Annotated in this window: 22 protein-coding genes and 1 tRNA gene; 17 read left to right on the forward strand and 6 right to left on the reverse strand. The window is 69.3% G+C overall.

Translation table 11 applies throughout. The features are described from left to right. Window positions 1-109 precede the first annotated feature (109 nt). Together NOW55_RS07170 and NOW55_RS07175 are read right to left on the reverse strand one after the other, a co-directional pair. Window positions 110-1270 carry a 3-hydroxyacyl-CoA dehydrogenase gene (locus NOW55_RS07170; RefSeq protein ID WP_256399424.1) on the reverse strand — a complete coding sequence of 387 codons (1161 nt, stop codon included), beginning with the start codon at window positions 1268-1270 and terminating at the stop codon, window positions 110-112. 23 nt (window positions 1271-1293) lie between these two features. Continuing rightward, entirely contained in the window at window positions 1294-2634 is a 1341-nt protein-coding gene (locus tag NOW55_RS07175; protein ID WP_256399425.1) for an APC family permease, read from the reverse strand. Between the two features lie 234 nt (window positions 2635-2868). Between NOW55_RS07175 and NOW55_RS07180 the strand changes: the two genes are divergently transcribed. From NOW55_RS07180 to NOW55_RS07205, 6 genes are all read left to right on the forward strand, one after another. After that, a complete protein-coding gene (locus NOW55_RS07180; RefSeq protein ID WP_256399426.1) occupies window positions 2869-3279 on the forward strand; it encodes a ribbon-helix-helix domain-containing protein in 411 nt (136 codons plus the stop codon). Window positions 3280-3353: 74 nt separating this feature from the next. Next, window positions 3354-3932, forward strand: a complete 579-nt coding sequence (locus NOW55_RS07185; protein WP_256399427.1) for a 2Fe-2S iron-sulfur cluster-binding protein — start codon at window positions 3354-3356, stop codon at window positions 3930-3932. Between the two features lie 201 nt (window positions 3933-4133). Next, window positions 4134-7991 (forward strand): COG1361 S-layer family protein, encoded by a 3858-nt coding sequence (locus NOW55_RS07190; protein WP_256399428.1) that lies wholly within the window; start codon window positions 4134-4136, stop codon window positions 7989-7991. 2 nt (window positions 7992-7993) lie between these two features. Then, window positions 7994-10498: an efflux RND transporter permease subunit gene (locus NOW55_RS07195; protein ID WP_256399429.1), complete on the forward strand. Its 2505-nt coding sequence runs from the start codon at window positions 7994-7996 to the stop codon at window positions 10496-10498. Window positions 10499-10576: 78 nt separating this feature from the next. After that, the gene (locus tag NOW55_RS07200) at window positions 10577-11992 is read left to right on the forward strand and encodes an MATE family efflux transporter (RefSeq protein WP_256400397.1); all 1416 of its coding nucleotides are present in this window, start codon (window positions 10577-10579) and stop codon (window positions 11990-11992) included. Between the two features lie 45 nt (window positions 11993-12037). After that, window positions 12038-12110: transfer RNA gene (locus NOW55_RS07205), tRNA-Arg, on the forward strand. A 107-nt stretch (window positions 12111-12217) separates the two neighbouring features. On the opposite strand, the gene NOW55_RS07210 is transcribed toward NOW55_RS07205, so the two are convergent. Then, window positions 12218-12985, reverse strand: a complete 768-nt coding sequence (locus tag NOW55_RS07210) for a DUF429 domain-containing protein (RefSeq protein WP_256399430.1) — start codon at window positions 12983-12985, stop codon at window positions 12218-12220. Window positions 12986-13144: 159 nt separating this feature from the next. On the opposite strand from NOW55_RS07210, the gene NOW55_RS07215 reads away from it, so the two are divergent. Beyond that, window positions 13145-13930 carry an HpcH/HpaI aldolase family protein gene (locus tag NOW55_RS07215; protein WP_256399431.1) on the forward strand — a complete coding sequence of 262 codons (786 nt, stop codon included), beginning with the start codon at window positions 13145-13147 and terminating at the stop codon, window positions 13928-13930. Window positions 13931-14056: 126 nt separating this feature from the next. Here NOW55_RS07215 and NOW55_RS07220 read toward each other — a convergent pair whose 3' ends face one another. Further along, a complete protein-coding gene (locus NOW55_RS07220; protein ID WP_256399432.1) occupies window positions 14057-15502 on the reverse strand; it encodes an MATE family efflux transporter in 1446 nt (481 codons plus the stop codon). 295 nt (window positions 15503-15797) lie between these two features. Here NOW55_RS07220 and NOW55_RS07225 point away from each other — a divergent pair, with 295 nt between their 5' ends. The 3 genes from NOW55_RS07225 (at window position 15798) to NOW55_RS07235 (ending at window position 17972) form a co-directional block, all read left to right on the forward strand. Then, on the forward strand, window positions 15798-16454 hold the full coding sequence (locus tag NOW55_RS07225; protein ID WP_256399433.1) for a helix-turn-helix domain-containing protein: 657 nt from the start codon (window positions 15798-15800) through the stop codon (window positions 16452-16454). Between the two features lie 280 nt (window positions 16455-16734). After that, window positions 16735-17070, forward strand: coding sequence for a CHY zinc finger protein (locus tag NOW55_RS07230; protein ID WP_256399434.1), 336 nt, complete (start codon window positions 16735-16737; stop codon window positions 17068-17070). 98 nt (window positions 17071-17168) lie between these two features. After that, entirely contained in the window at window positions 17169-17972 is an 804-nt protein-coding gene (locus tag NOW55_RS07235; RefSeq protein WP_256399435.1) for a hypothetical protein, read from the forward strand. A 14-nt stretch (window positions 17973-17986) separates the two neighbouring features. On the opposite strand, the gene NOW55_RS07240 is transcribed toward NOW55_RS07235, so the two are convergent. Next, window positions 17987-18466 (reverse strand): deoxyuridine 5'-triphosphate nucleotidohydrolase, encoded by a 480-nt coding sequence (locus NOW55_RS07240; RefSeq protein ID WP_256399436.1) that lies wholly within the window; start codon window positions 18464-18466, stop codon window positions 17987-17989. Between the two features lie 52 nt (window positions 18467-18518). Beyond that, window positions 18519-18797 carry a hypothetical protein gene (locus tag NOW55_RS07245; RefSeq protein ID WP_256399437.1) on the reverse strand — a complete coding sequence of 93 codons (279 nt, stop codon included), beginning with the start codon at window positions 18795-18797 and terminating at the stop codon, window positions 18519-18521. A gap of 195 nt (window positions 18798-18992) precedes the next feature. Between NOW55_RS07245 and NOW55_RS07250 the strand changes: the two genes are divergently transcribed. The 7 genes from NOW55_RS07250 (at window position 18993) to NOW55_RS07280 (ending at window position 23837) form a co-directional block, all read left to right on the forward strand. Further along, a complete protein-coding gene (locus tag NOW55_RS07250; protein ID WP_256399438.1) occupies window positions 18993-20966 on the forward strand; it encodes an aconitate hydratase in 1974 nt (657 codons plus the stop codon). 75 nt (window positions 20967-21041) lie between these two features. Next, on the forward strand, window positions 21042-21530 hold the full coding sequence (locus NOW55_RS07255) for an HPP family protein (protein ID WP_256399439.1): 489 nt from the start codon (window positions 21042-21044) through the stop codon (window positions 21528-21530). Continuing rightward, entirely contained in the window at window positions 21527-22000 is a 474-nt protein-coding gene (gene rimI, locus NOW55_RS07260; protein WP_256399440.1) for a ribosomal protein S18-alanine N-acetyltransferase, read from the forward strand. The genes NOW55_RS07255 and rimI overlap by 4 nt, the downstream gene beginning before the upstream one ends. Before the next feature lie 41 nt (window positions 22001-22041). Further along, window positions 22042-22455 (forward strand): DUF5810 domain-containing protein, encoded by a 414-nt coding sequence (locus NOW55_RS07265; RefSeq protein ID WP_256399441.1) that lies wholly within the window; start codon window positions 22042-22044, stop codon window positions 22453-22455. Between the two features lie 24 nt (window positions 22456-22479). Beyond that, complete coding sequence (locus NOW55_RS07270; protein WP_256399442.1) at window positions 22480-22893, forward strand: DUF5809 family protein; 414 nt, start codon at window positions 22480-22482, stop codon at window positions 22891-22893. Window positions 22894-22930: 37 nt separating this feature from the next. After that, a complete protein-coding gene (locus NOW55_RS07275; RefSeq protein WP_256399443.1) occupies window positions 22931-23308 on the forward strand; it encodes a hypothetical protein in 378 nt (125 codons plus the stop codon). Further along, entirely contained in the window at window positions 23301-23837 is a 537-nt protein-coding gene (locus NOW55_RS07280) for an NUDIX hydrolase (protein ID WP_256399444.1), read from the forward strand. Before NOW55_RS07275 ends, NOW55_RS07280 begins: the two co-directional genes overlap by 8 nt. The last annotated feature ends 124 nt before the right edge of the window (window positions 23838-23961 follow it).

Genomic DNA, 23961 nt, shown 5'->3' on the forward strand with positions numbered 1-23961 from the left:
ACGTTATCTTAAGGATTAATAAGTGTTCGCTTCCGTAGTACATTCCCTGCCGGCGTGATGCTGGTCGCCGTCAGGCACGCCACGTGACGGACTGCTCTCCCGGCAGACCCTACCCCAGCGTCTCCGCGGGCTCGAACACGCCCGCACCCGTCTCCGCGTACCGCGATTCGAGCACGTCCCGGAGCACGTCGCCGCCGACCATCCCCTCGATGTCGAACGGGCCGATAGCGCCGCCGCTCCCGCGCTTGAGTATCTCGTTCAGCGTCTCGCGGTCTGCAACGCCGTCGGCCACCATCCGATGGGCCTCGTTCACCAGGGCGGCGACGATGGGCTGGACGTCGTGGGGGGACTCGACCGCGGGGAGCACCGCCTCGCCGTCCTCCCAGCGGAAGAAGCCCTCGCCGTCCTTCGCCCCGGCGCGGCCGTCGGCGACCATCGTCTCCATGCGCTCTCTGACCGATTCGGGCGGGGCGAACCGGCCGCCGTACTCGACGGCGAGGTTGTCGACGGTCGCGAGGTGGATGTCGAGGCCGATGAGGTCGATGAACGCCAGCGGGCCGCGCGGGAAGCCCATGTTGCGTGCGCCGACCTCGATTTCGGCGGCGTCGGCGTCGAGCAGCTCCCACGTGCCGGCGCACTTGATGGCCGCGGAGAGCCGGCTGAGGCCGTTGGCCCGACGTTCGGTTCCCAGGCGGAACGGCGTCTTGCCCATGGCGCGGGCGACCGACTCGGCGAGGGCGAGCGCGTCCTCGCTCGCTGACTCGCCGTTGATCTCCACCACGTCGCGCGGGATGGCGGGGTTGGCGAAGTGGAAGAGGACGACGCGCTCCGGATACTCGGCCTCGGCGGCCACCGCGCTCGCGGTGAGCGAGGAGGTGTTCGTCCCGACGACCGCGTCCGGGGCGAGGACGGCTTCGAGCTCGGCGAGCAGCCCCCGTTTCGCGTCGAGCGACTCGCTGATGGCCTCGACGACGAACTCGCAGTCGGCGAGTGCGTCGAGGTCGGTGGCGTAGCTGGTTCGGTCGGCCAGAGGGTCGGTGTCCGTTGCGAGTCCAGCATCGGCGAGGGCTGCACTCGCCTCGCGTTGGAGGTACGATTCGGCGGCCGCCAGCGCGTCCGCGTCCACGTCGACGAGGACGACTTCGCAGCCTGCGTTCGCGAGGAGGGCGGCGATGTCCCGCCCCATCACGCCAGCGCCGACGACGCCGGTTCGGAGGCCGTCGCCGGCCGGTCCGTCGCCGCCGGCGTGGTCCGTGGTGTCGTTCGTCATGTCCCCTCGCACGAGGGCGGGGGTTAAAACTCCCCGTCGAAGCCCGACAGCAGAGCCGTGCCCCGGTCGGCGAGGTACCGCCGGCGGGCGAGCAGGTACGCGCCGCCACCGAGGAGGGTGAGGCCCGCCCACGCGGCGAACAGGAGCGGGCTCTGGCTCGCGAGCAGGACGAGCAGGACGGCGTTCGCACAGACCGCGGCGACGGCGAGGGCGACCGTGATTCGCGGTGGGACGGGGATCGGGGTCGCCGCGTAGCGCTCGGGATGGCGGCGGACGAACCGGACCGCCGCGACCATCATCGGGACGATGAGGACGATGCCGCCGAAGCCCAGCAGCGAGCCGAGGTCCGCGACGGGGAGCGGGCTGACCAGCGACGCGAGCGAGAGGGCGAACACGAGCGTCAGACCCCAGTGTGGTGTGCCGAACCGGTCGTTCGTCCGGGCGAGTGCGGCCGGGAAGAAGCCGTCGTCGGCGAGGACGACCATGTACTTCGGGGCGATGATGAACACCGCGTTGATGCTCGTCGCGATGGCGAAGAGCGCGCCCCCGACGACGAAGAACGCGGAGAGGGTGGGCGGGAGGGCGACCTCGGCCGGGACGGAGAGGGTCGCGCCGGCCATGGACCCCGGGCCGGCCGCGCCGACGGTGCCGACGGCGACGAGCGCGGTGCCGACGTAGAGCACGAACACGAGCGGAATGCTCACCGCGAGCGACTGCGGGATGGTGACCGTGGCGGCCTGTACGTCCTCGCCGAGGTCGACGATGAAGTTCGCTCCCAGACAGACGAAGTAGAGCACGCCGGCCCCCGTCAACATCCCGCCGATGCCGGTCGAGAGGAACGGCTCGAAGTTCGCGGGCTCGACGGTCGGCGCGCCCACGACGACGAACACGACGAGGCTCGCGACGAGCGAGACGAACAGCAGCACCTGCACGCTGGCGGCCACGTCGATGCCGGCGAGGTTCACGAGGTAGAACGCGGTCAGGACCACGACGCCGACGGCGACGGGGTCCACCGCGACGAGCGAGTCGACGTAGCGCCCGAAGCTCAGCGCGTACACCGGCAGGCCGCCGCCGAACATGCTGATGGAGAGCCCCCACGCGGTGAGGAAGGCGACGACGGGCGACCACAGCCTGCTCGGGTACCAGTAGTTCCCGCCCGTCACGGGTCGGGCGGCGGCCAGCGCCGCGGTCGGGACCAGGCTCATCGAGACGACGGTGAACGTGAACACGTACGACAGCGGGACGCCCGTGCCGGCGAGCGTGGTCGCCACGCCGGTCAGCGAGAACAGCCCCGCGCCGACGATGAGGCCGACCTCGATGGCGACGGCCTGGAAGAGCCCGACGGTCGTGTCGTCGTCGGTCATTGGTCCGCACTGACCGCGTGTCGTGGCTGTCGCGACCGCGGTACGGTCCCCGTGTGCATGTCCTTCTCTATCAGAGCACCGCCACAAATAGTCTCGGTGGACGTGCTGGCCGTGGCGACTGTCTGACGCTCGTCCGACAGCGCTCCCCGGAACGCGCACAGTACGGTCGCAGCGGGGTGAAAATGGTGTTGGACGGTCGGTCGATTTATTACCCCTTCGCTAACATGAGTGGGTATGGTAAAGAGCACGGTCCGATTCTCGGAGTCGACCGTCGAGGAGATCGAGTCCCTCGTCGAGGAGGGCGTCTTCGAGAGCAAATCCGAGTTCTACCGCTTCGCCTCGGAGTACATCCTGGAGCAGCTCTCGGACAGCTACGAACCCTCGACCGTCGACTTCGAGGACATCAAGGCGGACGTGTTCCCGCAGGACCAGATCATCGAGTCAGCCGAGGACCGCGAGTCCGGGCTCCCCTTCTTCGAGTCGGTCGCGACCGTGCGGCGGTTCGTCGTCCGCGGCAACCCGAGCGACGCCGAGGACTTCATCGACCACCACTACGCGACGAGTTCGCGCGACGCGCTCCTGCTGGAGGAACTCCTGGACCTGTACTGTCACCAGTACGGCGTCGACCGCCCCGGCCGGGAGTGAGAGCCGACGAGGACGCCACACAGGGCGCGAGCAATCACAACTGAATTAAACCAGTACTCCCAACCGTCTCGCATATGGCTAACGAACTGGGAATCGCTATCGGGCTCTCCCTGACGGTCATCGCCGTGACGCTCCATCTCGTGCGCGGCACGTCGTGGAAGCCCAACGAGGACATCTCGCAGGAGGTCCTCGAACATCGGGCGAGCACCGTCCCGGAGACCGACTTCCCCGAGCCGATGAACCGCTCCATCGGTGGCGGCGGCGCGGTCGGTGCGGTCGGTGCAGGGGAGGCCGGCGCGGAGCTCGAAGAGGGCGCGGAGGAGGAGGAGTCGACGAGCCCCGCCGACATCCCGGAGGACGAGATCGAGCACTTCGACATCGACTACACGAAGGAGGGCGAGACCATCTCCGTCGCCAACAACGAGACCCTGCTCGAGGCCGGCGAGGACGAGGGCTGGGACCTGCCCTACGCCTGCCGCGAGGGTCAGTGTGTCTCCTGTGGTGGCCACATCGTTGACGGTGACTCCCGGGACTTCGTCGAGCACGACAACCAGCAGATGCTCGACGACCCCGAGCTCGAGGAGGGCTACGTCCTGACCTGCGTCGCCTACCCGCGCGGCGAGTTCACGCTCGAGACCAACGAGACGCCGTAGTCGGTCGGCACGCGCACTTCTCCGTTCGTCGCGGTGGAAACGAGTTGCTACAGCCGCGGCGTAGGCGGTCGCTGACCGAGTAACGCCGGGCTTCTCTCTCGTATACGCTTCACTACAAAGGGCGTCTTCGGCGTGTCTCCCCACGTCGATGCGTGAACCCCGCCACCGGGTCGGACGGGTCGGAGAGGTGGCTGTAGCCCGATGAACCGCCGGGTCGTCCTGGTCGTTCTCCTCCTCGTGTTCGCCACGCCGGCCTCGGCCGTCACGGTGGCCGACAGCTCGTCGGCCGACACCGACGACCGCTTCGAGCTGGTCGGCGTCGAGGGCGCGGTCACGGAAGCAGACGGCGGGCAGCTCACGGTCACCGTCGAGAACACCGGCGGGGCCGTCGAGGACGTGACGGCGGCGCTCTCCTCGGCCGAGGCCGACACCGGCGACCACGAGCCCCACGTCGGAACGTGGGCGGGCGGCACGGAGCACAGTTTCTCGTTCGACGTGGCGAGCGTCGCCCCCGGCACCGGCTCGTCGGTCTCGCTGACGCTCACGCTGACGTACACGGCGGGCGGGACGGAGTACATGAAGACGCTCCAGCTGACGGTCGCGCTCGGAGGCGGTGGTGGTGGAGACGGCGGTGACGGAGGCGGTGGTGGAGGAGACGGCGGCGATGACGGGGGTGACGGTGGTGGAGACGGCGGCGATGACGGGGGCGACGGTGGAGGAGACGGTGGTGACGGGAACGACGGTGGGACGGGAACCGTCGACGCCGCGGAGGTGTTCGAGGTGACGGACATCGAGACGGACGTGCAGGTCGGTTCGACCGGGACGCTCGCGGTGACCATCGAGAACGTCGGCGACGAGGACCTCACGGACGCCGTGGTGTCGGCGTCGTCGTTGAACCGCGAGTTCCTGTTCGGCCGGTCGCCGAACGCCAGCCGGTTCGTCGGCGACTGGGACGAGGGCGAGGAGCGCACCGTCGAGTTCTCGGTGACGCTCGGCAACGAGTCGGTCACGGAGCCGTACCCGGTCGCGCTCTCGGTCGACTACCGGAACGAGGACGACGAGCCCCGGGTCGCCCGGGGGCTCCGGATCGGCGTCCAGCCACGCAGCGAGCAGCGCTTCCGGGTGAGCGGCGTCGAGGGGGACCTCCGCGTCGGGGCCGAGGGGACCGTCGAGGGCGAGGTCGAGAACCGCGGACCGGACGACGCCGAGGAGGCGGTCATCCGCATCCGGAGCAGCGAGGGCGCGATCCAGCCCCGCCGGACCGAGTTCGTCCTCGGCGACCTCGACGACGGCGAGACGGAGGGTTTCGAGTTCCCCGTCGCCGTCGCGCCCGACGCCGAGCCAGGCGAGTACCAGCTGACGTTCGTCGTGGTGTACCGCGACGACGAGGGCAACCGGGTCGCGAGCCGCGGGCTCACCGGCACGGTCGAGGTCGACGACGAGGCGGCCGTCTTCGAGGTGACCGACGTGGAGACCAGCGTGCAGGTCGGCGAGCGCGGGACGCTCGAACTGACCCTGGAGAACACCGGCGACGAGGACCTGACCGACGCCGTGGTGTCTGTGTCGTCGCTGAATCGCGACTTCCTGTTCGGCCGGTCGCCGAACGCCACGCGGTTCGTCGGCGAGTGGGAGGCGGGCGAGGAGCAGACGGTCGAGTTCGCCGTGGTGACTACGAACGACAGCATCACCGAGCCGTACCCCGTGGACCTCGCGGTCCGCTACGAGGACGAGGACGGGCAGGCGAAGGTCGCCGACGACCTCCGCATCGGCGTCCGGCCGCGGAGCGAGCAGCGCTTCCGGCTGGACGACACGAGCGGGACCCTGCGGGTGGGTGCGGACGGCACCGTCGAGGGCGAGGTGACCAACCGCGGCCCACAGACAGCCGAACGGGCCGTCGTCCGGCTCGTGAACCCGCCGCCCGGCATCGACCCGCAGCAGGCGTCGTTCGTCCTCGGCGACCTCGGCCCGGGCGAGTCGGCCGCGTTCGAGCTGCCGGTCCGGGTCGCGCGCTCCGTGCGCTCCGGTGACCGCCAGCTCCGGTTCGTCGTGGAGTACCGCAACCGCGACGACGACCCGCGCCGTAGCGCACCGCTGCTCGGCACCTACGAGGTGCGCGAGTTCCGCGACGACTTCGAGCTGGTCGACGTGGACTCGGACCTCCAGGTCGGGGAGGAGGGGACGGTGACGCTCGAACTCCGGAACCGGCAGGACCGAACCCTCGACGACGCCACGGTGACGCTGCAGTCCGCCAGCGGCGAGCTGCTCGTCGGCCGACTGCCCAACGGGAGCCGGTTCGTCGGCGACTGGGAGCCGAACGAGACGCGCGATGTCGAGTTCACGGTCACCTCGACGAACGCGTCCGACGAACAGCCGTACCCGTTCGTGGCGACGGTCTCGTACGACGACGAAGACGGCGACCGCCGCCGGAGCGACCCGTTCCGCTTCGGTGTCGAGCCCGACGAGGAGCAGGCGTTCGCGCTGACCGACGCCGACGCCAACCTGCAGGTCGGCGACGACGGGACCGTCACCGCGACGGTGACGAACGAGGGGCCGCGCGACGTCGAGAACGCCGTCGTCAGGCTGACGAGCGACGACCCGGGCGTCGTCCCGCAGGTGAGCCAGTACGCCGTCGGCGACCTCGACGAGGGCGAGTCGGCGACCGTCGAGCTGCCGGTCCGGGTCGCCCGCGACGCGAAGGCGGTGCCGCGCCAGCTCTCGTTCGTCGTCTCCTACCAGACCGACGAGAACGAGCCGCGGCGGAGCGACACGCTCGCCGAGCAGTTCGACGTGGACGAGCAGATCCCGGCGTTCGAGGTGGTCGACGTGGACTCCACGGTGCAGGTCGGCGAGGAGGGGACGCTCGAACTCACGCTCGCGAACGTCGACGCCGAGCGCGCCAGTGACGCGGTCGTCACCCTCGCCACGAGAAGCGGCGAGCTGCTCGTCGGCCGTGCCCCGAACGGGAGCCGGTTCGTCGGCGACTGGGCACCGAACGAGGAGCGCACCGTCGCGTTCACCGTCACGTCGACGAACGCGACCGACGTCCAGCAGTACCCGCTCTCGGTCTCGGTGAACTACGAGGACGAGGACGGCGACGAGCGCCGCTCGGAGGCCCGGACGTTCGGCGTCGAACCGCTCGACGAGCAGCGGTTCGCGCTGGCGGACGTGCGGAGCACGCTCCGCGTCGGCGAGGACGGCAACGTGACCGGGCTCGTGCGCAACGTCGGCCCCGGCACCGCCTACGAGGTCGCCGTGCAGGTGTCGACGCGGAGCGAGACCGTCGTCGTCGACGAGGCCGAGATACCGCTCGGGACACTCGAAGCCGGGGAGAACGCGTCGTTCCGCATCCCCGCGTCGGTCGTCTCGGACGCCGAGAGCACGCCGCGACGGCTCACCGTCCGGGTGGTGTACCAGACCGCCGACGACGAGCCCCGGCGGAGCGACCCGCTCGTCGCCGCGGTCCCGGTCGCCGGCCAGCGGGACGCGTTCCTCGTCAGACCGGCCAACGCGACCGTCCCGACCGGCGGCACCCGGACGGTGACGCTGCTCGTGACGAACAACCGCGACCAGGTCGTCCGGAACGTGAACGCGAAGCTGTTCGCGAACGAGCCGCTGTCGGTGCCCGACGACCAGGCGTTCGTCGACCAGCTCGCGCCGAACGAGACCGTCGAGCTGCAGTTCCGCGTGTCGGCGGCGGGCGACGCCGTCCCGAAGGACTACCCCCTCTCCATCGACTTCCAGTACGAGCAGCCCGACGGCGAGACGGAGCTCTCGCGGAGCCTCACCGTGCCCGTCACCGTCGCCCAGCCGCCGGGCGACGGCTTCCCGTGGTGGGCCATCGTGCTGGTGGTCCTGCTGGTGCTGTTCCTCGTCGGGCTGTTCCTGTGGGGACGCCGGGAGGACGGCGGAGACGGGTCGGAGGAGGGAGGTGAGGGCGGCAACGGGACAGAGACGAACGGTGGGAGCGACGAGGACGAGGCCGGGAGCAGCAGCGACGATGGGGCAGCGAGCGACGACGAGTCGGACGGGGGCGACGACGAGACCGACGGGGGCGACTGACGGTGTCGCGGGTCGACGCCGCCACGGACCGGGTCGCCGACCTCGTGGTGGACCGACCCGGGGCCATCGTCGCCGCGTTCCTGCTCGTGACGCTGCTGTTCGCGGCGGGGCTCGGCAACGTCTCGACGGAGGCGGGTACCGAGCAGTTCACCGAGGACAGCCCCGCGCAGGTGGCGTTCGACCGGGTGAACCGCGACTTCCAGCCGACGTTCGAGCCCGACGAGGGGACGACCCAGCTCATCCACCGGTCGCGGAACGTGCTGGCCCGCGAGGAGCTGTTGCGGATGCTCAGGACGCTGGAGCGCATCGAGGACCGCGAGACGCTTCGCGTGGCGTCCATCGCCAGCCCGGCCCGGACCGTCGCCCGGACGCTCGACCCGAACGCGACCGGACTGGAGGCCGAGGTCCGTGCGGTGGAGGGCGCGACCGAGCGCGAGGTCGACCGCGCGGTCCGGCGTGCCGCCGAGTCGCCGGGGTTCACCGCGTCGCTGAGCGAGGACTTCAACGCGCGGTCCGCCAGCGCGTCGGCGTCCATCACGGTCGTCCGCCACCGCATCCCGGCGGGGCTGGAGGCGACGGCGGGTGCCGGCGGGACGAGCCCGTTGACCGACATCCAGCTCCGCACCGAGCGGGTCGTCGAGGCCGGCGGCGGCGACGTCATCGTCTTCGGGGCGGGCATCCTCTCCGAGGAGTTCTCGACCATCATCGGCGACTCGCTGCTCATCGTCGTCCCGGCGGCCGTCGTGCTCATCCTCGTCTTCCTCGTCGCCGCCTACCGCGACCTGGTCGACCTGCTGCTCGGGCTGGTGTCGCTGGCGATGGCGCTCGTCTGGACCATCGGCTTCCTCGGGCTGGCGGACATCGCGTTCAGCCAGCTGCTCATCGCCGTGCCGCCGCTGCTGCTCGCCGTCGGCATCGACTTCGGCATCCACACCATCAACCGCTACCGCGAGGAGCGCGTCACCGGCACCGGTATCGAGGCGTCGATGCGGGTCGCGGCGCGCCAGCTGCTCGTCGCCTTCGGCATCGTCACCGCGACGACCGTCATCGGCTTCTCGTCGAACGTGACCAGCGGGCTCGCGCCCATCCGCGAGTTCGGCATCGTCGCCGCCGTCGGCATCACGTTCACGTTCCTCATCTTCGGCGTGTTCCTCCCGGCGGCGAAGGTGTTCGCCGACCGGGTCGTCGCCCGGACCCCCATCCCGCAGTTCAGCCAGCGCCCGCTCGCACAGGAGGGCTCCGCGCTCGGAGCGATCCTGCCCGTCGGCGTCGCGGTCGCCCGACGCGCCCCCGTCGTCTTCCTCCTGCTCGTCGCCGCGCTGACGGCGGGCACCGGCTACTACGGCACCGGCGTCGACACCTCGTTCTCCGACGAGGACTTCCTCCCGCCGGAGGAGACGGCGGGGTTCCTCGACGAACTGCCGGAGCCGTTCGCGCCCGGCGAGTACACCGTGACGGGGACGACGAACTACCTCGAGGAGAACTTCGCAGCCGCCGAGGACGACACCGTCGTGCTGTACGTCGAGGGACCGATGCGCCGGAACGACGCGCTGGAGGCCATCCAGCGCGCGAACCGCGACCCGCCCGACTCCTTCGTCACCGAGAACCGGGAGGCCCGCTCGGAGAGCATCCTCGGCGTCATCCGGGCCCATCAGGAGCGCTCCGACTCCTTCCGCCGTCTCGTCGCCCGGAACGACCCCGACGGCGACGGCATCCCCGAGCGCAACCTGGAGCGGGTGTACGAGGTGCTGCTCGACTCCGAGTCCGGCGACCAGGCACGCCGGTTCATCACCGAGGACTACCGGAGCACGCGGGTCGTCTACACCGTCGAGGCCGACGCCGAGCAGGCAGAGATCACGGCCGACGCCCGCGAGCAGGCCGACCGCTTCCGGTTCGAGGCGACCGCGACGGGCGCGACGGTCGTCTTCCAGGACATCGCCGACACCATCCTCGCGTCGGCCCTCCGGAGCCTCGTCATCGCCTTCGCCCTGACCGCCGTCTTCCTCGTCGTCGTCTACCAGCTGCTCGCCGGCCGCCCCTCGCTGGGCGTCGTGAACCTCGTCCCCATCGCGGTGACGCTCGGGCTCATCGCCGGCTCGATGCGCTTCTTCGGCGTGCCGTTCAACGCGCTCACCGCGACCATCCTCTCCATCACGCTCGGGCTCGGCATCGACTACTCCGCCCACATCGTCCACCGGTTCGTCGACGAGTTCGAGGCACGCGCGGCGGTGCTGCCCGCCATCGACGCCACCGTCAAGGGCACCGGCGGCGCGCTCACCGGCAGCATGCTCACGACGACCGCCGGGACGGGCGTGCTCGTCCTCGCCATCACGCCCGTCCTCGGGCAGTTCGGCCTGCTCACTGCCCTCAGCGTCTTCTACTCCTACCTCACCGCCATCGTCGTCACGCCCTCCGCACTGGTCGTCTGGGGACGGCTCACCGGGGCCGACCTCCACGCGAGCCGACGGGGTTTCGTTCACGCCGTTCGTCCCGATTCAACAGATTGAAATCGACCTGTTTCGTTTCGAAGTACAGTGAGCACTCAGCCGTCCGACAGCATCACGGAGGGCGGACTGGTGCGACCGATGTTCCGGCTCGCCTGGCCCATCGTCGCCCTCCAGCTCCTCCAGGTCACGTACAACATCGCGGACACGTTCTGGCTCGGTCAGTTCGACACCGACGCGCTGGCCGCCATCAGCCTCGCCTTCCCCCTCATCTTCCTGCTCATCTCGCTCGCCGGCGGCTTCACCGCCGCGGGCAGCATCCTCGTCGCCCAGTACACCGGGGCCGACAGCGACACCTCCGCCGGCCGCGTCGCCGGCCAGACCCTCTCGTTCGTCTCCGTGCTCGCCATCGGGCTCGGCATCGTCGGCTACGTCCTCACCGAGGACATGCTCGCCGTCCTGCCCAGCCAGCAGGAAACCAAGGAGGCCGTCATCCCGCTCGCCGCCGACTACATGGAGGTGTTCTTCCTCGGCATCGTCTTCATGTTCGGCTTCTTCGTCTTCTCGGCGCTCATGCGGGGCTACGGCGACACCAAGACCCCGATGCGGGTCATGCTCGCCAGCGTCGCCGTCAACGTCGTCATCGACCCCATCCTCATCTTCGGCGTCGGCCCGATCCCCCAGCTCGGCATCCAGGGCGCGGCCATCGCCACCGTCGCCTCCCGCGGGCTCGGCTCCATCCTCGGCGTCTACATCCTCTTCTGGACCGACGCCGGCCCCGACGTCCAGCTCTCGCATCTCAAGCCCGACCTCGGCGTCATCAAGGACATCGTCCGACTCGGCGTCCCCACCGCGCTCGAACAGTCCGCCAGCGCATTCGCCATGGTCACGCTGACCGCGATGATCGTCCTGTTCGCCCCGCCGGTCGTCGCCGCCTACGGCCTCGGCAACCGAATCGCCTCGCTCATCTTCCTCCCCGCGATGGGCCTCGGCCGCGCCACCAACACCATGGTCGGGCAGAACCTCGGGGCCGGCAACGCCGAACGGGCCGAACGTGCCGTCCACCTCGCGGCCGCCGCAGCCGCCGGCATCCTCCTCGTCGTCGCCGTGGTGGTGTACGCCTTCCCCGACCCGCTCGCCGAGGCGTTCGTCAACGAGAACATCGAGAACGCACAGGCGACCATCGACTTCAGCTCCGAGTACATCCGCATCCGCGCCTTCGAGTTCGCCTTCATCGGGCTCCTCCAGGTCGTCCTCGGGGCCTACCGCGGCGCTGGCAACACCAAGACCGCGCTCGCGTTCTCCCTCGTCGCGCTCTGGATCGGCCGCGTCGCCACCGTCGGCGTCCTCGCGTTCGACCCCATCCCCCTCGTCGGCACCATCCCCTTCACCACGTTCACCGGCTACGGCCTCGGCCCACGCGGCTTCTGGATCGGCATGGCGCTCGGCAACATCGTCGGCGGTATCGCCGCCGCCCTCTGGTTCACCCGCGGAACCTGGAAGGACGCCTACATCGACGAGGCCCCCCGGGGTGCGCCCGCCGGCGGCGAGGAGTGAACGGTTCACAACCGTTATAGCATCGGGTGGGTAATGCGTACCTGAGGGCCCGTAGCTCAGTGGACAGAGTGCTTGGTTCCGGACCAAGATGTCGCGGGTTCAAATCCCGTCGGGTCCGTTCCCTCGTTTCACTCGGTCACTCCCCCGACGTACTCCCATTCGTTCGCTGACGCTCACTCATGGGAGTCCCGTCGGGTCCGTTCTCCAGTTTGTGGCGATGACCCGTCAGCTGTGTGCGTTCAAACTCGACAGCCGGGTCTGCCTGGTGTTGGAGGGGTAGACCATCTTCATCGGTAACCCGCGCTCGTCGGTCGGCGGTGCGTCCGGGAGGGTCAGACGCTCGTCGGGTGGCCGTCGCGCCGTCACTGCCGCGACCAGTGCGTCGAGGATGTCGTCCACACCGCCCACCATCGGGGCGTAGTCGGGGGTGGTGTACCTCCGGGTGGACGCTTCGATTATCTCCATCGCCTCGGGGCTATCGTCGACGAGAAGCGACTTGCGCTGTCGAAATCCCTCGCCGGTCTTCTTGGAACTGTCGAGCGGGGTCTGTCCGTTGAGGGAGTAGAAGCAGACCTCGGGATGGGTTTCGTGCAATCGGTCGCGGGCACCGGGATACGAGTCGAGGAACTCGTCGACCTCCCTGATACGTGGCACGATGCCCCACGCCTGGTTCTGGATGCTGAACCCAGCCTGCTTCTCGTTCGTCGCCTTCGCCTCGTCGATGTTCTGCTCGTACACTGCCTCCCGGACGGGTGTGTAGAACACACTCCGCTGTTGTCGGGATAGCTTCTCCTTCGCTTTCACATCACAGGTCCGTTTCCCCTCGCTGGGGAGCCCGATGGGGACGTCGACGAGGATGTTCGAGGCGTCGCTGTGGTACTTCCAGACGCTCCAGATGGATGGAAACAGGTCGGTCTCCCAGCTCCCGTCGTCACGCAGGATCACGCCGAACCATCCCTTCGAGGCCCAGTCGAGACCGACGTACTTCGCCATACTGGCCCGTACACGAATATCCGTGTTAACTCTTGATTCTGGGCGGACCCGGGAGCGGACCGGGACCAGTCGGTCGTCGGGCCACACGCGGATCGACACGTACCGGTTCACGCTACCCTCAGCCAAACACCCTTCACGTCCCTCTCCGAACGCCTGCCCATGGACAGGCTGGAACGATTCGAACGCTTGCGACAGCGATTCCACGACGGCGACCCGGTCAGAGGCGGCTGGGTCTCCATCCCGCACGGCGAAGCCGCGGAACTCACGGCCAGACACGACTACGACTTCGTGGTCGCGGACATGGAGCACGCGCCGACCGACGTGGGCGACCTGAGCGACCTCGTCAGGGGCATCGACGCCGCGCCGGGCGAGACCGTCCCGCTGGTCCGGGTGCCGAGCAACGACGAGGTGGTCATCAAGCGGGCGCTCGACACGGGCGTCGGCGGGCTGATGGTGCCGAGAATCGACACCGTCGCGGACGCCGAGGCGGTCGTCGCGGCATCGACGTACCCACCGGAGGGGATCCGTGGGACGGCCGGGACCCGGGCGTCCGGCTTCGGGGCGGACCTGCCCGAGTACCTGGACGGGGCGGACGACGCGCTCACGAGGATCGTGCAGGTCGAGACACTGTCGGCGGTCGAGAACGCCGCCGACATCGCCGCCGTCGAGGGTATCGACGCGCTGTTCGTCGGACCGGCGGACCTCTCGGTGGCGCTTTCCGTGCCACTCGACTACGAGGCGGAGGCGTTCGAGGCAGCCGTTTCGGAGGTCGTCGCGGCGGCCGAGTCGGCGGGCGTGCCGGTGGGCGTGTTCGCCACCGACCCGGACCGGTTCGGGACCTGGTCGAACATGGGGTTCGAATTCGGTATCATGGGCTACGACGCGGGCTTCCTGCGGGCGGGGAACGAGCGGCTGTTGGCGGCGTACGACGAGAACTGGGGCTGACGCGACGGGTGGCCCGGGTCGATCGTCGGCGGCGGGTGGTCCGGGTCGATCGTCGTCGGCGGGTGGTCCGGGTCGATCGTCGTCGGCGGGTGGTTCGGGTCAATCGTCGTCGGCGGGTGGTCCGGGTCAATCGTCGGCGACGGGTGCGTCGGGCCGGTACTCCCGGCTGATGGACTTCCACTTGCCCGTCGAGAACCGCCAGTAGTTGATGGCGGCGGGGACGGTGGTCTCCGCGAGGAACGAGAGGTAGAGCCCGTAGATTCCGAGCGGCGTGGTCGCGCCGAGGTACGCGAGCGGGATGGCGACGCCGAACATCCCGATGGCCTGGCTGTAGAACGGCCAGCGGGTGTCGCCGCTGGCGTCGAGCGGGCCGGCGGTTGCGGCCTTGACGCCGCCGGCGATGACGGCGACGCAGGCGGCGTAGACGAGGCCCCGGGCGACGGGGACGGCGGTGTCACCGGGGTCGCCGACGAACGCGGTGACGATGGGTTCGGCGAAGATGGCGACGATGACGGCGGCGACGGCGTAGGTGGCGACGGAGAAGGCGATGATGTCCCGGGCGTAGGACTCGGCTTCGGCCTCGTCGCCCGCGCCGAGCGCCTGCCCGACGAGGCTGCTGGAGGCGAGCCCGAAGCCCCAGCCTGGCGTGTTCATCAGGCCCCAGATGCGGCGGCTGATGACGTACGCGGCGACGACGGTCGAGCCGAACAGGCCGACGATGGCGAGCATGGGGAACTTCGCGACGGTCCAGACGAGGTTGCGCCCGACGACGGGGAGGCCGATGCGGACGAGGTCGCGGAGGTCGGCGAGGACCGCGTAGGAGCCCGTGGGCGAGACCTGCACCGGGAGCGTGCCGAGGAGGGGGAGCCGCCCGGCGGTCAGCGCGACGGCGAACACGCAGGTGATGAGCGCGTTCGAGAGCACGGTGCCCCACGCCGCGCCCTCGACGCCGAGGTCGAGCCCGAAGATGAGCACCGCGTTGAGGGCGATGTTCGCGGCAGCGCCGCCCGCCCGGAGGACCATCGGCGTCCAGGCGTCGTCGAGTCCGATGTAGATGCGGCTGCCGACGAGGTTCAGGCCGGCGAACGGGACGCCGAGGGCGAGTATCTTGAGGTACGCCCCGCCGAGTTCGACCGGTCGGGCCTCGCTCGACAGCAGGTCGACGAGTTCGTACGGAACCGACCAGAACACAGCGGCGACGGGAACCGTGACGACGACGACGAGGAGCGCACTCGCCCGGATGGCGTCGCCGAGTTCGTCGAAGGCCTCCCCGCCGAAGCGCTGGGAGACGAGGGCGATGGTGCCCGCAGCGAACCCCCCGCCGAGCGAGAAGGCGACGCCCCAGTACGGCGAGGCGAAGCCGACGCCGGCGATGGCCGTGCGCCCGACGGCGACGCCGACCATCGCCACGTCGACGGCGCTCTTCGACATCCGCGCGAGCCCCGTGACGATGCGCGGCCACGCGAGGTCCGTCGTCCGGCGCACGTGCTCCCGGGAGACCAGGCCGACGCGGGCCAGCGCGAGCCCGATCCAGAGGATGCAGAACTGGACGGGGTTCGGCGGACGGTACACACCGTAGCTATTTCGAACCGAAACAAATGCGTTGCGTCTCGCCGACGGTCGACGTTCCGTGTTCTGTCCAAGGACACGTACAGAAAGTTCAAGTATTGAAGTTCTGATATACTATCGCGGGTTCAGTTCTCCCGCCGGAAACGAACGGGACGCCTGCATATTCAGGCAACATAGATATGTGGGTATGCCCTCCAGCGAGTAGTAGTGGTCACACCTACGTCATGTCCTCTCGACTACGGAACCGTGGTCCGACTGCAGCGAGTCGCCACTGTTGACTCTCGCCAGTAACCCGCTAATGTTCGTCCAATTCACTCTCGACTCTCCACTCCTCGACCGAGCCGTCTCTGCCGTCCCCGACATCAGTCTCGACATCGAGAAGCTCGACTCCTCGCCGACCGTTCCGTTGCGCGTCGTCTTCTGGGCGCGAAGCGAATCGTTCGACGAGTTCGAAGACGCGCTGGCGCTCGACTCGACCGTCGAGGAGTACACCGTCCTCGCGACCGAGCACTCCAAACGACTCTACAGCGTCGTCGTCCCCGAGCACGTCCCCTGTGTCGAGCTGTACGCCCGCTCGGTCGACCTCCACGGCGTCGTCATCGGTGCCAGCTGCAACAGCGCCGGCTGGACGATGGAGATGCTGTTCCCCGACCGCGATGCGTTCAGTTCGTTCCGGCACGCCTGCGAGGAGGCGGACCTCTCCGTGACCGTCGGGTCCATCCACAGCGGGCAGGTCGACCGGACGACCGCCGACGCCGACCTCACGCCACCCCAGCGCGAGATCCTCTCCCGGGCTGTCGAGGTCGGCTACTTCGACATCCCCCGGGAGACGACGCTCCGTGGCCTCGGCGACGAGGTCGGCGTCTCCGGCCAGGCCGCATCCGAGCGCCTGCGCCGCGGCATGGAGACCCTCGTCCGCGAGTCGCTCACCGACCACCTCGACCACGAGGAGTAGTCAGTCATCGGCGCGGAGCCCTGACCCCGCCCGCCCCCGAACCAGCTCCCGATGGCCCGCGACGGTCCGCATCCGACCGACGCGGTGACTGGCCGGTCTGCCCGACGGCGGCGGGGGACTGCTGGGTCTGACGGGGCGGCACGACACCAGCCGGCGGTGCTGCCCCACACCCGAGGACCGTTCCCCCTGCCACATCGGTGAACCACGAGGCAACACCGTCGACCGCGTGTCGACGCCGCGAACCGCAAGACAGGTGTCGTCGCCGCTCCATGCTCTTTTCGTGCGCCGAATCGACGACCGCCACGTCTTCGGCGTCGCCGTCGACGCCGAGACGCGCTGTGCCCACTACGACGCCGAGTACGACGTGCTGGCGCTCCGGTTCGGCTGCTGCGGACGCTTCTTCCCGTGCTTCGAGTGCCACGACGCCGTCGCCGACCACGCCCGCGAGCCGTGGCCTCGTGACCGGTTCGACGAGGTGGCGGCGCTCTGTGGGCGATGCGGTGCGGGCCTGACCGCGAGCGAGTCCCTCGATGCACCCGAGACGTGTCCGGCCTGCGGTGGCGCGTTCAACCCCGGCTGTGCGGCCCACCACGGCCTGTACTTCGAGGGGGAGTAGTCTCACGCCGCCGGGAGTCGTCTCGCGCCAGCGGCGAGCACGGACCAAAAAGGTTGTAGCGACGTGGCCGCAACCCTCGCCGCAACGACCGACCCGCAATGTCCACACGAACCCACGTCCTCGTCCCGCTCGCGCTCGCCCTCCTCGTCGCCCTCGCCGGCTGTACCGCCATCGGCGGCAGCGGCGACCAGGACAGCGACGGCCTCGGTGAGGGACAGGAGATCAGAGGCGAGGTCGCCAACGAGATGGCGTCCGTCGACTCCTACAACTTCTCGATGGTGACGACCGTCGGGTTCGGGGACAACGAACAGGTGACCGAGTCCAACGGCACCGTCGACGTCGCCGCCCAGCGGATGGTCTCCGAGAGCATCACGACGATCAGGACGAACTCCTCGCGGACCCGGCAGGGCTCCACCGCCTACGTCTTCGGCGACCAGCAGTGTCTCGACCTCGACGGCGACTGGGAGCAGTCCACGGTCGACCGCAGCCCGTGGCGCTCGGCCACGAACGTCAGCGTCCTCACCGAACTGCTCAACAGCTCCACGGCGAGCCTCTACAACGACACGTACAACGGCCAGGACGTCCACGTCATCGTCGTCGAGCCGACGGACGAAGCGGTCCAGACCCTGCTCGCCGACACGAACACCTCCGTCGAGTTCAACGACGTGACCTACACGCAGTACGTCGACACCGAGTCCAAGCGGCTCCTCCGCTCGGACATGAACGCGACCTACTTCACCAGCGGTCGGGAGGTCGACCTCAGCGTCTCGATGCGCTTCTCGGACTTCAACACGAGCCACCCCATCGAGCTGCCGCGGGCCGCCGTCGGCTCCAGCGGCAACGGGCCGTGTGCGGGGATGGCGAACACGTCCAACAGCTCCGACGCGAGCGTCGTGCGGTAGCCACACCCGTCGCGCTACAGGTTCTCGCCCTGATAGCTGCCGTCGTACTCCTCGACGTGTTCTGCCTCGGCGAGCACCAGCTGGGCGATGCGTGCGCCCTCGGCTATCTCGACGTCGTGGTGGACCTGCAGCAGTCCCTCGCCACGGCCCTCGTAGCCGGCGTCCCAGACCGCCGTGTTCAGCATGCAGGAGTTGCGCATCAGCGACGAGCGCGGGTAGACGAAGCCGACGTGGCCCGACGGGATGGCGATGCGCTCGCCGTAGCGGGCGACGTAGGTCCCGGCCTCGAGGTAGTACGTCGGCGTGCCCTCGTCGGTGTACTGCTCGGATTCGAGCTCCTGCCGGTCCCCGATCTCCTTGCCCTCGCGCCGGATGCGACCCGGCTCCCGCTGCTCGAACACGGCCTCGACGGTGAGGTCGACGCCGTTCGGCTGGACCTGGTCGTCGGCCGTCGGCGACACGTGCTCCGCGACGAACTGCCCGGAACGGTACATACGCGAGCGTCCGAGCGGAGTCGAATGTAGCTTGCGAGTTTGTCGCGGGTCGTCACAGCCGCTCCCGGAGCCGGGGGAAGTGCTTGTAGAGCCAGCCGTGGGCGACGGCTGCGAGCGTGACGAACCCGATGCCGACGAGCGTCGGGACCGTCACGCCGCGGCTCACGGTGCGCATCTGTCCGTCCGGGGCGGTGGTGTCCTGTACCAGTGCGGCGTCGCCGAACAGGAGCGGGAGGACGAACAGCCCGTACACCACGGTGGCGAGGAGGAGCGAGACCGCGAGCCCCGTCAGATACCACGTGACCGAGACGCCCGTCGTGCTGTCGGCCATCCATTCAGTGCTCTGGTGAGACTGGGTTAAATCTGACGCCGGTCCCCACCGGCCACGGAGGGCCCCGTCTCGGAGACGACCGTCCCCCGCCGGCAAAGATTGCGCGAATCGACAGCCACGGCCCCGAAAACCGCACGGTCGTCCATCCAAAACACGCGGGATTTATGGTCGCGGACGGCCGAACTTCACCTTGCTATGGGACAAACGCTTACAGAGAAGATTCTCGATGACCACCTCGTCGAGGGGGAACTCGAAACAGGCGAGGAGATCGGTATCGAGATCGATCAGGTCCTCACCCAGGACACGACGGGAACGATGGTCTGGCTGCAGTTCGAGGCGATGGGTCTGGACGAGGTCCAGACGGAGATCGCCGCACAGTACTGCGACCACCAGACCTACCAGTTCGACTTCAAGAACACTGACGACCACCGCTTCCTGCGGTCGGCCGCCGGCACCTACGGGGCACACTTCTCTCGCCCCGGCAACGGTATCTGCCACAACGTCCACAAGGAGAACTTCGCCGCGCCCGGCAAGACGATGCTCGGGTCGGACTCGCACACGCCGACGCCAGGCGGGCTCGGCGAGCTCGCCATCGGCGCGGGTGGTATCGACGTCACCGTCGCGATGGGCGGTGCGCCGTACTACATCGAGATGCCCGAGGTCGTCAACGTACGCCTCGAGGGCGAGCTCCCCGAGTGGGCCACCGCGAAGGACGTCATCCTCGAGATGCTCCGCCGTCTCTCCGTGAAAGGCGGCGTCGGCAAGGTGCTCGAGTACACCGGCCCGGGAGCCGAGACCCTCTCCGTGCCCGAGCGGACCACCATCACCAACATGGGTACCGAGCTCGGCGCGACCTCCTCCATCTTCCCGACCGACGAGAAGACGAGGGACTACCTCGCCCGCCAGGGCCGCGAGGACGACTTCGTCGAGGTCGGCCCCGACGAGGACGCCGAGTACGCCGACGAGATCGTCGTCGACCTCTCCGACCTCGAACCCCTCATCGCCGAGCCGTCCATGCCCGACAACGTCGTCCCCGTCCGCGAGGTCGAGGGCGTCGAGGTCAGCCAGGTCATGATCGGCTCCTGTACGAACGGCGGCTACGAGGACATCCTCCCGGCCGCGAAGATGGTCGAGGGCCGCGAGATCAACAAGAAGACCGAGATGATCGTCGCGCCCGGCAGCAAGCAGGCCTCCGAGATGCTCGCTCGCGACGGCTGGGTCGCCGAGATGATGGCCGCTGGCGTCAACTTCTCCGAGGCGACGTGTGGTGCCTGTATCGGCATCGGCCACGTCCCCGCCAGCGACTCCGTCTCGCTGCGCACCTTCAACCGCAACTTCGAGGGCCGCTCCGGTATCGACGACGACTCCGTCTACCTCTGCTCCCCGGAGGTCGCCGCCGCAGCCGCGCTCAAGGGCGAGATCATCGACCCGCGCGACCTCGCCGACGAGCTCGGCGACCTCGAGGACCCCGGCTTCGAGCTCCCCGACGAGTACGACGGCTCCAAGGCCGACCTCATCGCACCCGACGAGGCTGTCGACGACGAGCTCGTCAAGGGCCCGAACATCAAGGACGTCCCGCTGAAGGACGAGCTCGACGCCGAGCTCTCCGGTGAGAACCTCCTCAAGATGGAGGACAACATCACGACCGACCACATCACGCCCGCGAACGCGGACGCCCTGATGTACCGGTCGAACATCCCGGAGTACGCGAAGTTCACCCTGACCCGGATCGACGAGACGTTCCCCGAGCGCGCCGAGGCCGCCGACGGTGGCGTCCTCGTCGCCGGCGAGAACTACGGCCAGGGTTCCTCGCGTGAGCACGCCGCGATGTGTCCGATGTACCTCGGCATCGACGCCGTCTTCGCACAGAGCTTCGCCCGCATCCACAAGGCGAACCTGTTCAACTTCGGCATCGTCCCGTTCATCATCGACGAGGACACCTACGCGAAGATCGACCAGGGCGACGAGCTCACGGTCGTCGACGACATCCGTGGCGGCGTCGAGTCCGGCGAGGAGGAGTTCACGGTCAGCGTGAACGGCGACTGGGAGTTCACCGCGACGCTCGACGCCTCCGAGCGCGAGCGCGACATGCTCGCGGTCGGCGGCAAGCTCCCGTGGACGAAGCAGCGCGCGCAGGACGGCTCCGGCGCAGCTCCCGCGGACGACTGAGCTCGCACTCGCGACTGCAGCACCGACCTCGTTCTTTCGACGCGCTCAACACGGGGGAGTGACAACGCGGACCCGATGGACTCCCTGAAGCACGGGCTGGCAGGGCTGCTGCTCGCGATTCCGGCCGCCGTCGCCTGGATGTCGGGGGCGGCGTTCGTCTTCCCGAGCCTCGGGCCGACGGCGTTCGTCCTCACCGGCGGCGACGACCCCGGCCCGCGGCGCGTCGTCGGTGGCCACGTCGTCGGTGCGGTGGCGGGGCTGCTCGCCCACCGGGCCGTCGCCGCGGGCATCGTCGTCCAGACCGAGGCCGCTCCGTTCGCGCCCGCACAGGCCCGCATCGCCATCGCGGGCGTGCTCGCCGTCGCCGCGACGGCGGTCGGGATGCGCGCGACCGGGACGGTCCACCCGCCGGCGTGTGCGACCACGCTCATCGTCTCGCTCGGCCTGCTCGCGAGCGTCCTCGACGTGGCCGTCATCGTCCTCGGCGTCTGTCTCCTGTACACAACGTTCCGGGCGGGCACCCACGTGATTGATAATCGCGCCGGCCGTACTCCCCGGTCGTGACGACCGTCACACGGGACGCGGCCGACGACGACCTCCACATCCGGCAGGCCGAGCACGCGGACCTGCTCGCCGTCTTCCGCATCGAGAAGGCCGTCTTCCCGCAGCCGTGGCCGTTCGACGCCTTCCAGCGGTTCCTCGACGAGCCGGGCTTCCTCGTCGCCACGGAGGACGGGAAGGTCACTGGCTACGTCGTCGCCGACACCATCCCGAACCACGGCCGCGCGCTCGGCCACGTCAAGGACCTCGCGGTCCACGAGACCCGTCGCGGGGAGGGCATCGGCCGCCGGCTGCTCGCCCGCGCGCTCGCCACCCTCGCGACCCGGGACGCCAGCTCCGTCAAACTGGAGGTCCGCGTCGGCAACGAGCCCGCGCGCTCGCTCTACGAGGACTTCGGCTTCGAGGCGCTCCGGCGGGTGCCCCGGTACTACGACGACGGCGAGGACGCACTCGTGATGGTCCGGGACCTCTGAGAAGCGCAAAGGGCTTTCCTCCAGACCACCTGCCCACGCACATGGGATACGAGTGTCCGATCTGTTCGGTGCCGCACGCGGACGCCGAGCACCTGGCGAACCATCTCGCGTTCACCGCGATGCTCCACGGCGACGAGCACGAGGACTGGCTCGCGGAGCACGCGCCCGAGTGGGAGTCCGCGAACCCGGAGGCGCTCGGACCGGTCGTCGCCGAGGCGGTTCCGGAGACGGAGTTCGACCAGGTGTTCGAGGACACGACCGACGGACACGACCACACCAGCTACGAGGACGCCGTCGCCGAGGGTGTCCGCGGCGGCAACCAGTCCCCGGCCACTGGCGAACACGAGGCGGTGCTGCAGGAGGCCCGCGAGCTGACGCGGCAGATGCACGCGGACAGCGAGACGGACCCGGAACACGAGGAGACGGACGAGGCGTCCGACACCGAAAGCGAGTAACCGTTCCCGTTCTGCAGTTCAGCTATGCACACCGTCGGAGAGATACGTCCCGAGACCGAGGCGGCCGCCCGCGAGGTGTTCGAGGGCGTCGGGCCGACCGCACAGCTCGTCGTCAAGGAGGTCGCGAAGTCGATGCGCTTCGACCGCGAGGAGTACAGCGAGCGCGTGGACGCGGACGTCGTCGAGACCGCCCGCGACGTGCTCTTCGCGGCCGAGCTCGCGGTCCACGTCGGCACTCGCGAGGAGTACGAGGAATGGGCCGACGACTTCGACGGCGAGGTCCACGAGACGGGGAGCGAGCAGGTTCCCAACGTCGCCTGGCACGTGGCACCCTTTGCCGACGAGGCGGTCGCCGCCACGTTCGCCGACGAGGAGGACGCAGCCGTCGACACGCTTCGCCGGCAGGCGCTCGGACGCATCTATCGCGAGCGCCTGTGACGAAACCCCCTTACTCGTCCCGTCCTAACCGCCGCGTATGCGACAGCGCTACCTGCTGATCCTCCTCGGACTGGTCCTCGCCCTGCTGGCGCTCGGCGCGTTGCCCTCCCTCCTCGCGAGCGGCGACCCGTACTACGTGACCTCGGCCGAGGTCGAGACCGACCACGACACCGTCGACGTGACGAACTTCTCGGAGCGACAGTACCCGTACCTGTTCGCGGCGCTCTCCGACGGACGCTCCGGCAGCTACTACGAGGGTCCCGTCGGCATCAAGGGTGCGTTCACGCACTCGCCGTTCGACGAGTTCGGCGCGCTCCGGACGCGCTCGGCCGACGCGGTCGACGGTGACGTGGCCTACGTCCAGCACAACGGCACGGTTTACCGCCTGGAACTCACACGGGAGACCGATGAGTGATCCCGACGAGTGGACGCTGCAGGAGTCCGTCGCAGAGTACGAGACCGGCTGGTACACCGGTGGCTACGACCTCCTGACACAACCCGACGGGAGCGAGAAGCGCTACTACTGGGCCGAACTGCCTGACGCCGTCGTCGTCGTCGCCGTGGTGGACGACAAGGTGCTGTTCGTCGAGCAGTACCGGCCGGCCATCCGCGAGACGCACCTCGAACTCCCGGCTGGTATCGTCGAGGACGGCGAGTCGTTCACCACGGCCGGGGCGCGGGAGCTGCGGGAGGAGACCGGGTTCGACCCGGCGGGCGTGTCGCTGCTCCAGGAGTTCTGGTGCTCGACGGGCGTCCTCCGGCACCGCCGCGGCATCGTCTTCGCGGAGGGGCTGGAGCCTGCCGAGCGCGAGCTCGACAGCAACGAGTTCCTGACGGTGCGTACCGTCCCGGTCGACGAGGCGCTCGACCGGGCGCGAGCACAGCCGACCAACGACGCGACCGTCGAGGGCGTGCTGCTCGCGAAGGAGGAGGGCCTGCTGTAGGGGCGGCCCGGCGCTGGTCTGGGGCGAACAGGCGGCGCTGGCCCGCCCGCGCCGGTGCGCCGCACACCCGCCGTGGCCGACGCGGGCCGTCGTCACTGCATCGCCGATTCTGGTCGCGCCTTCC

Origin of the sequence: Haloarchaeobius litoreus (assembly GCF_024495425.1) — an archaeon.
Taxonomy (GTDB): domain Archaea; phylum Halobacteriota; class Halobacteria; order Halobacteriales; family Natrialbaceae; genus Haloarchaeobius; species Haloarchaeobius litoreus.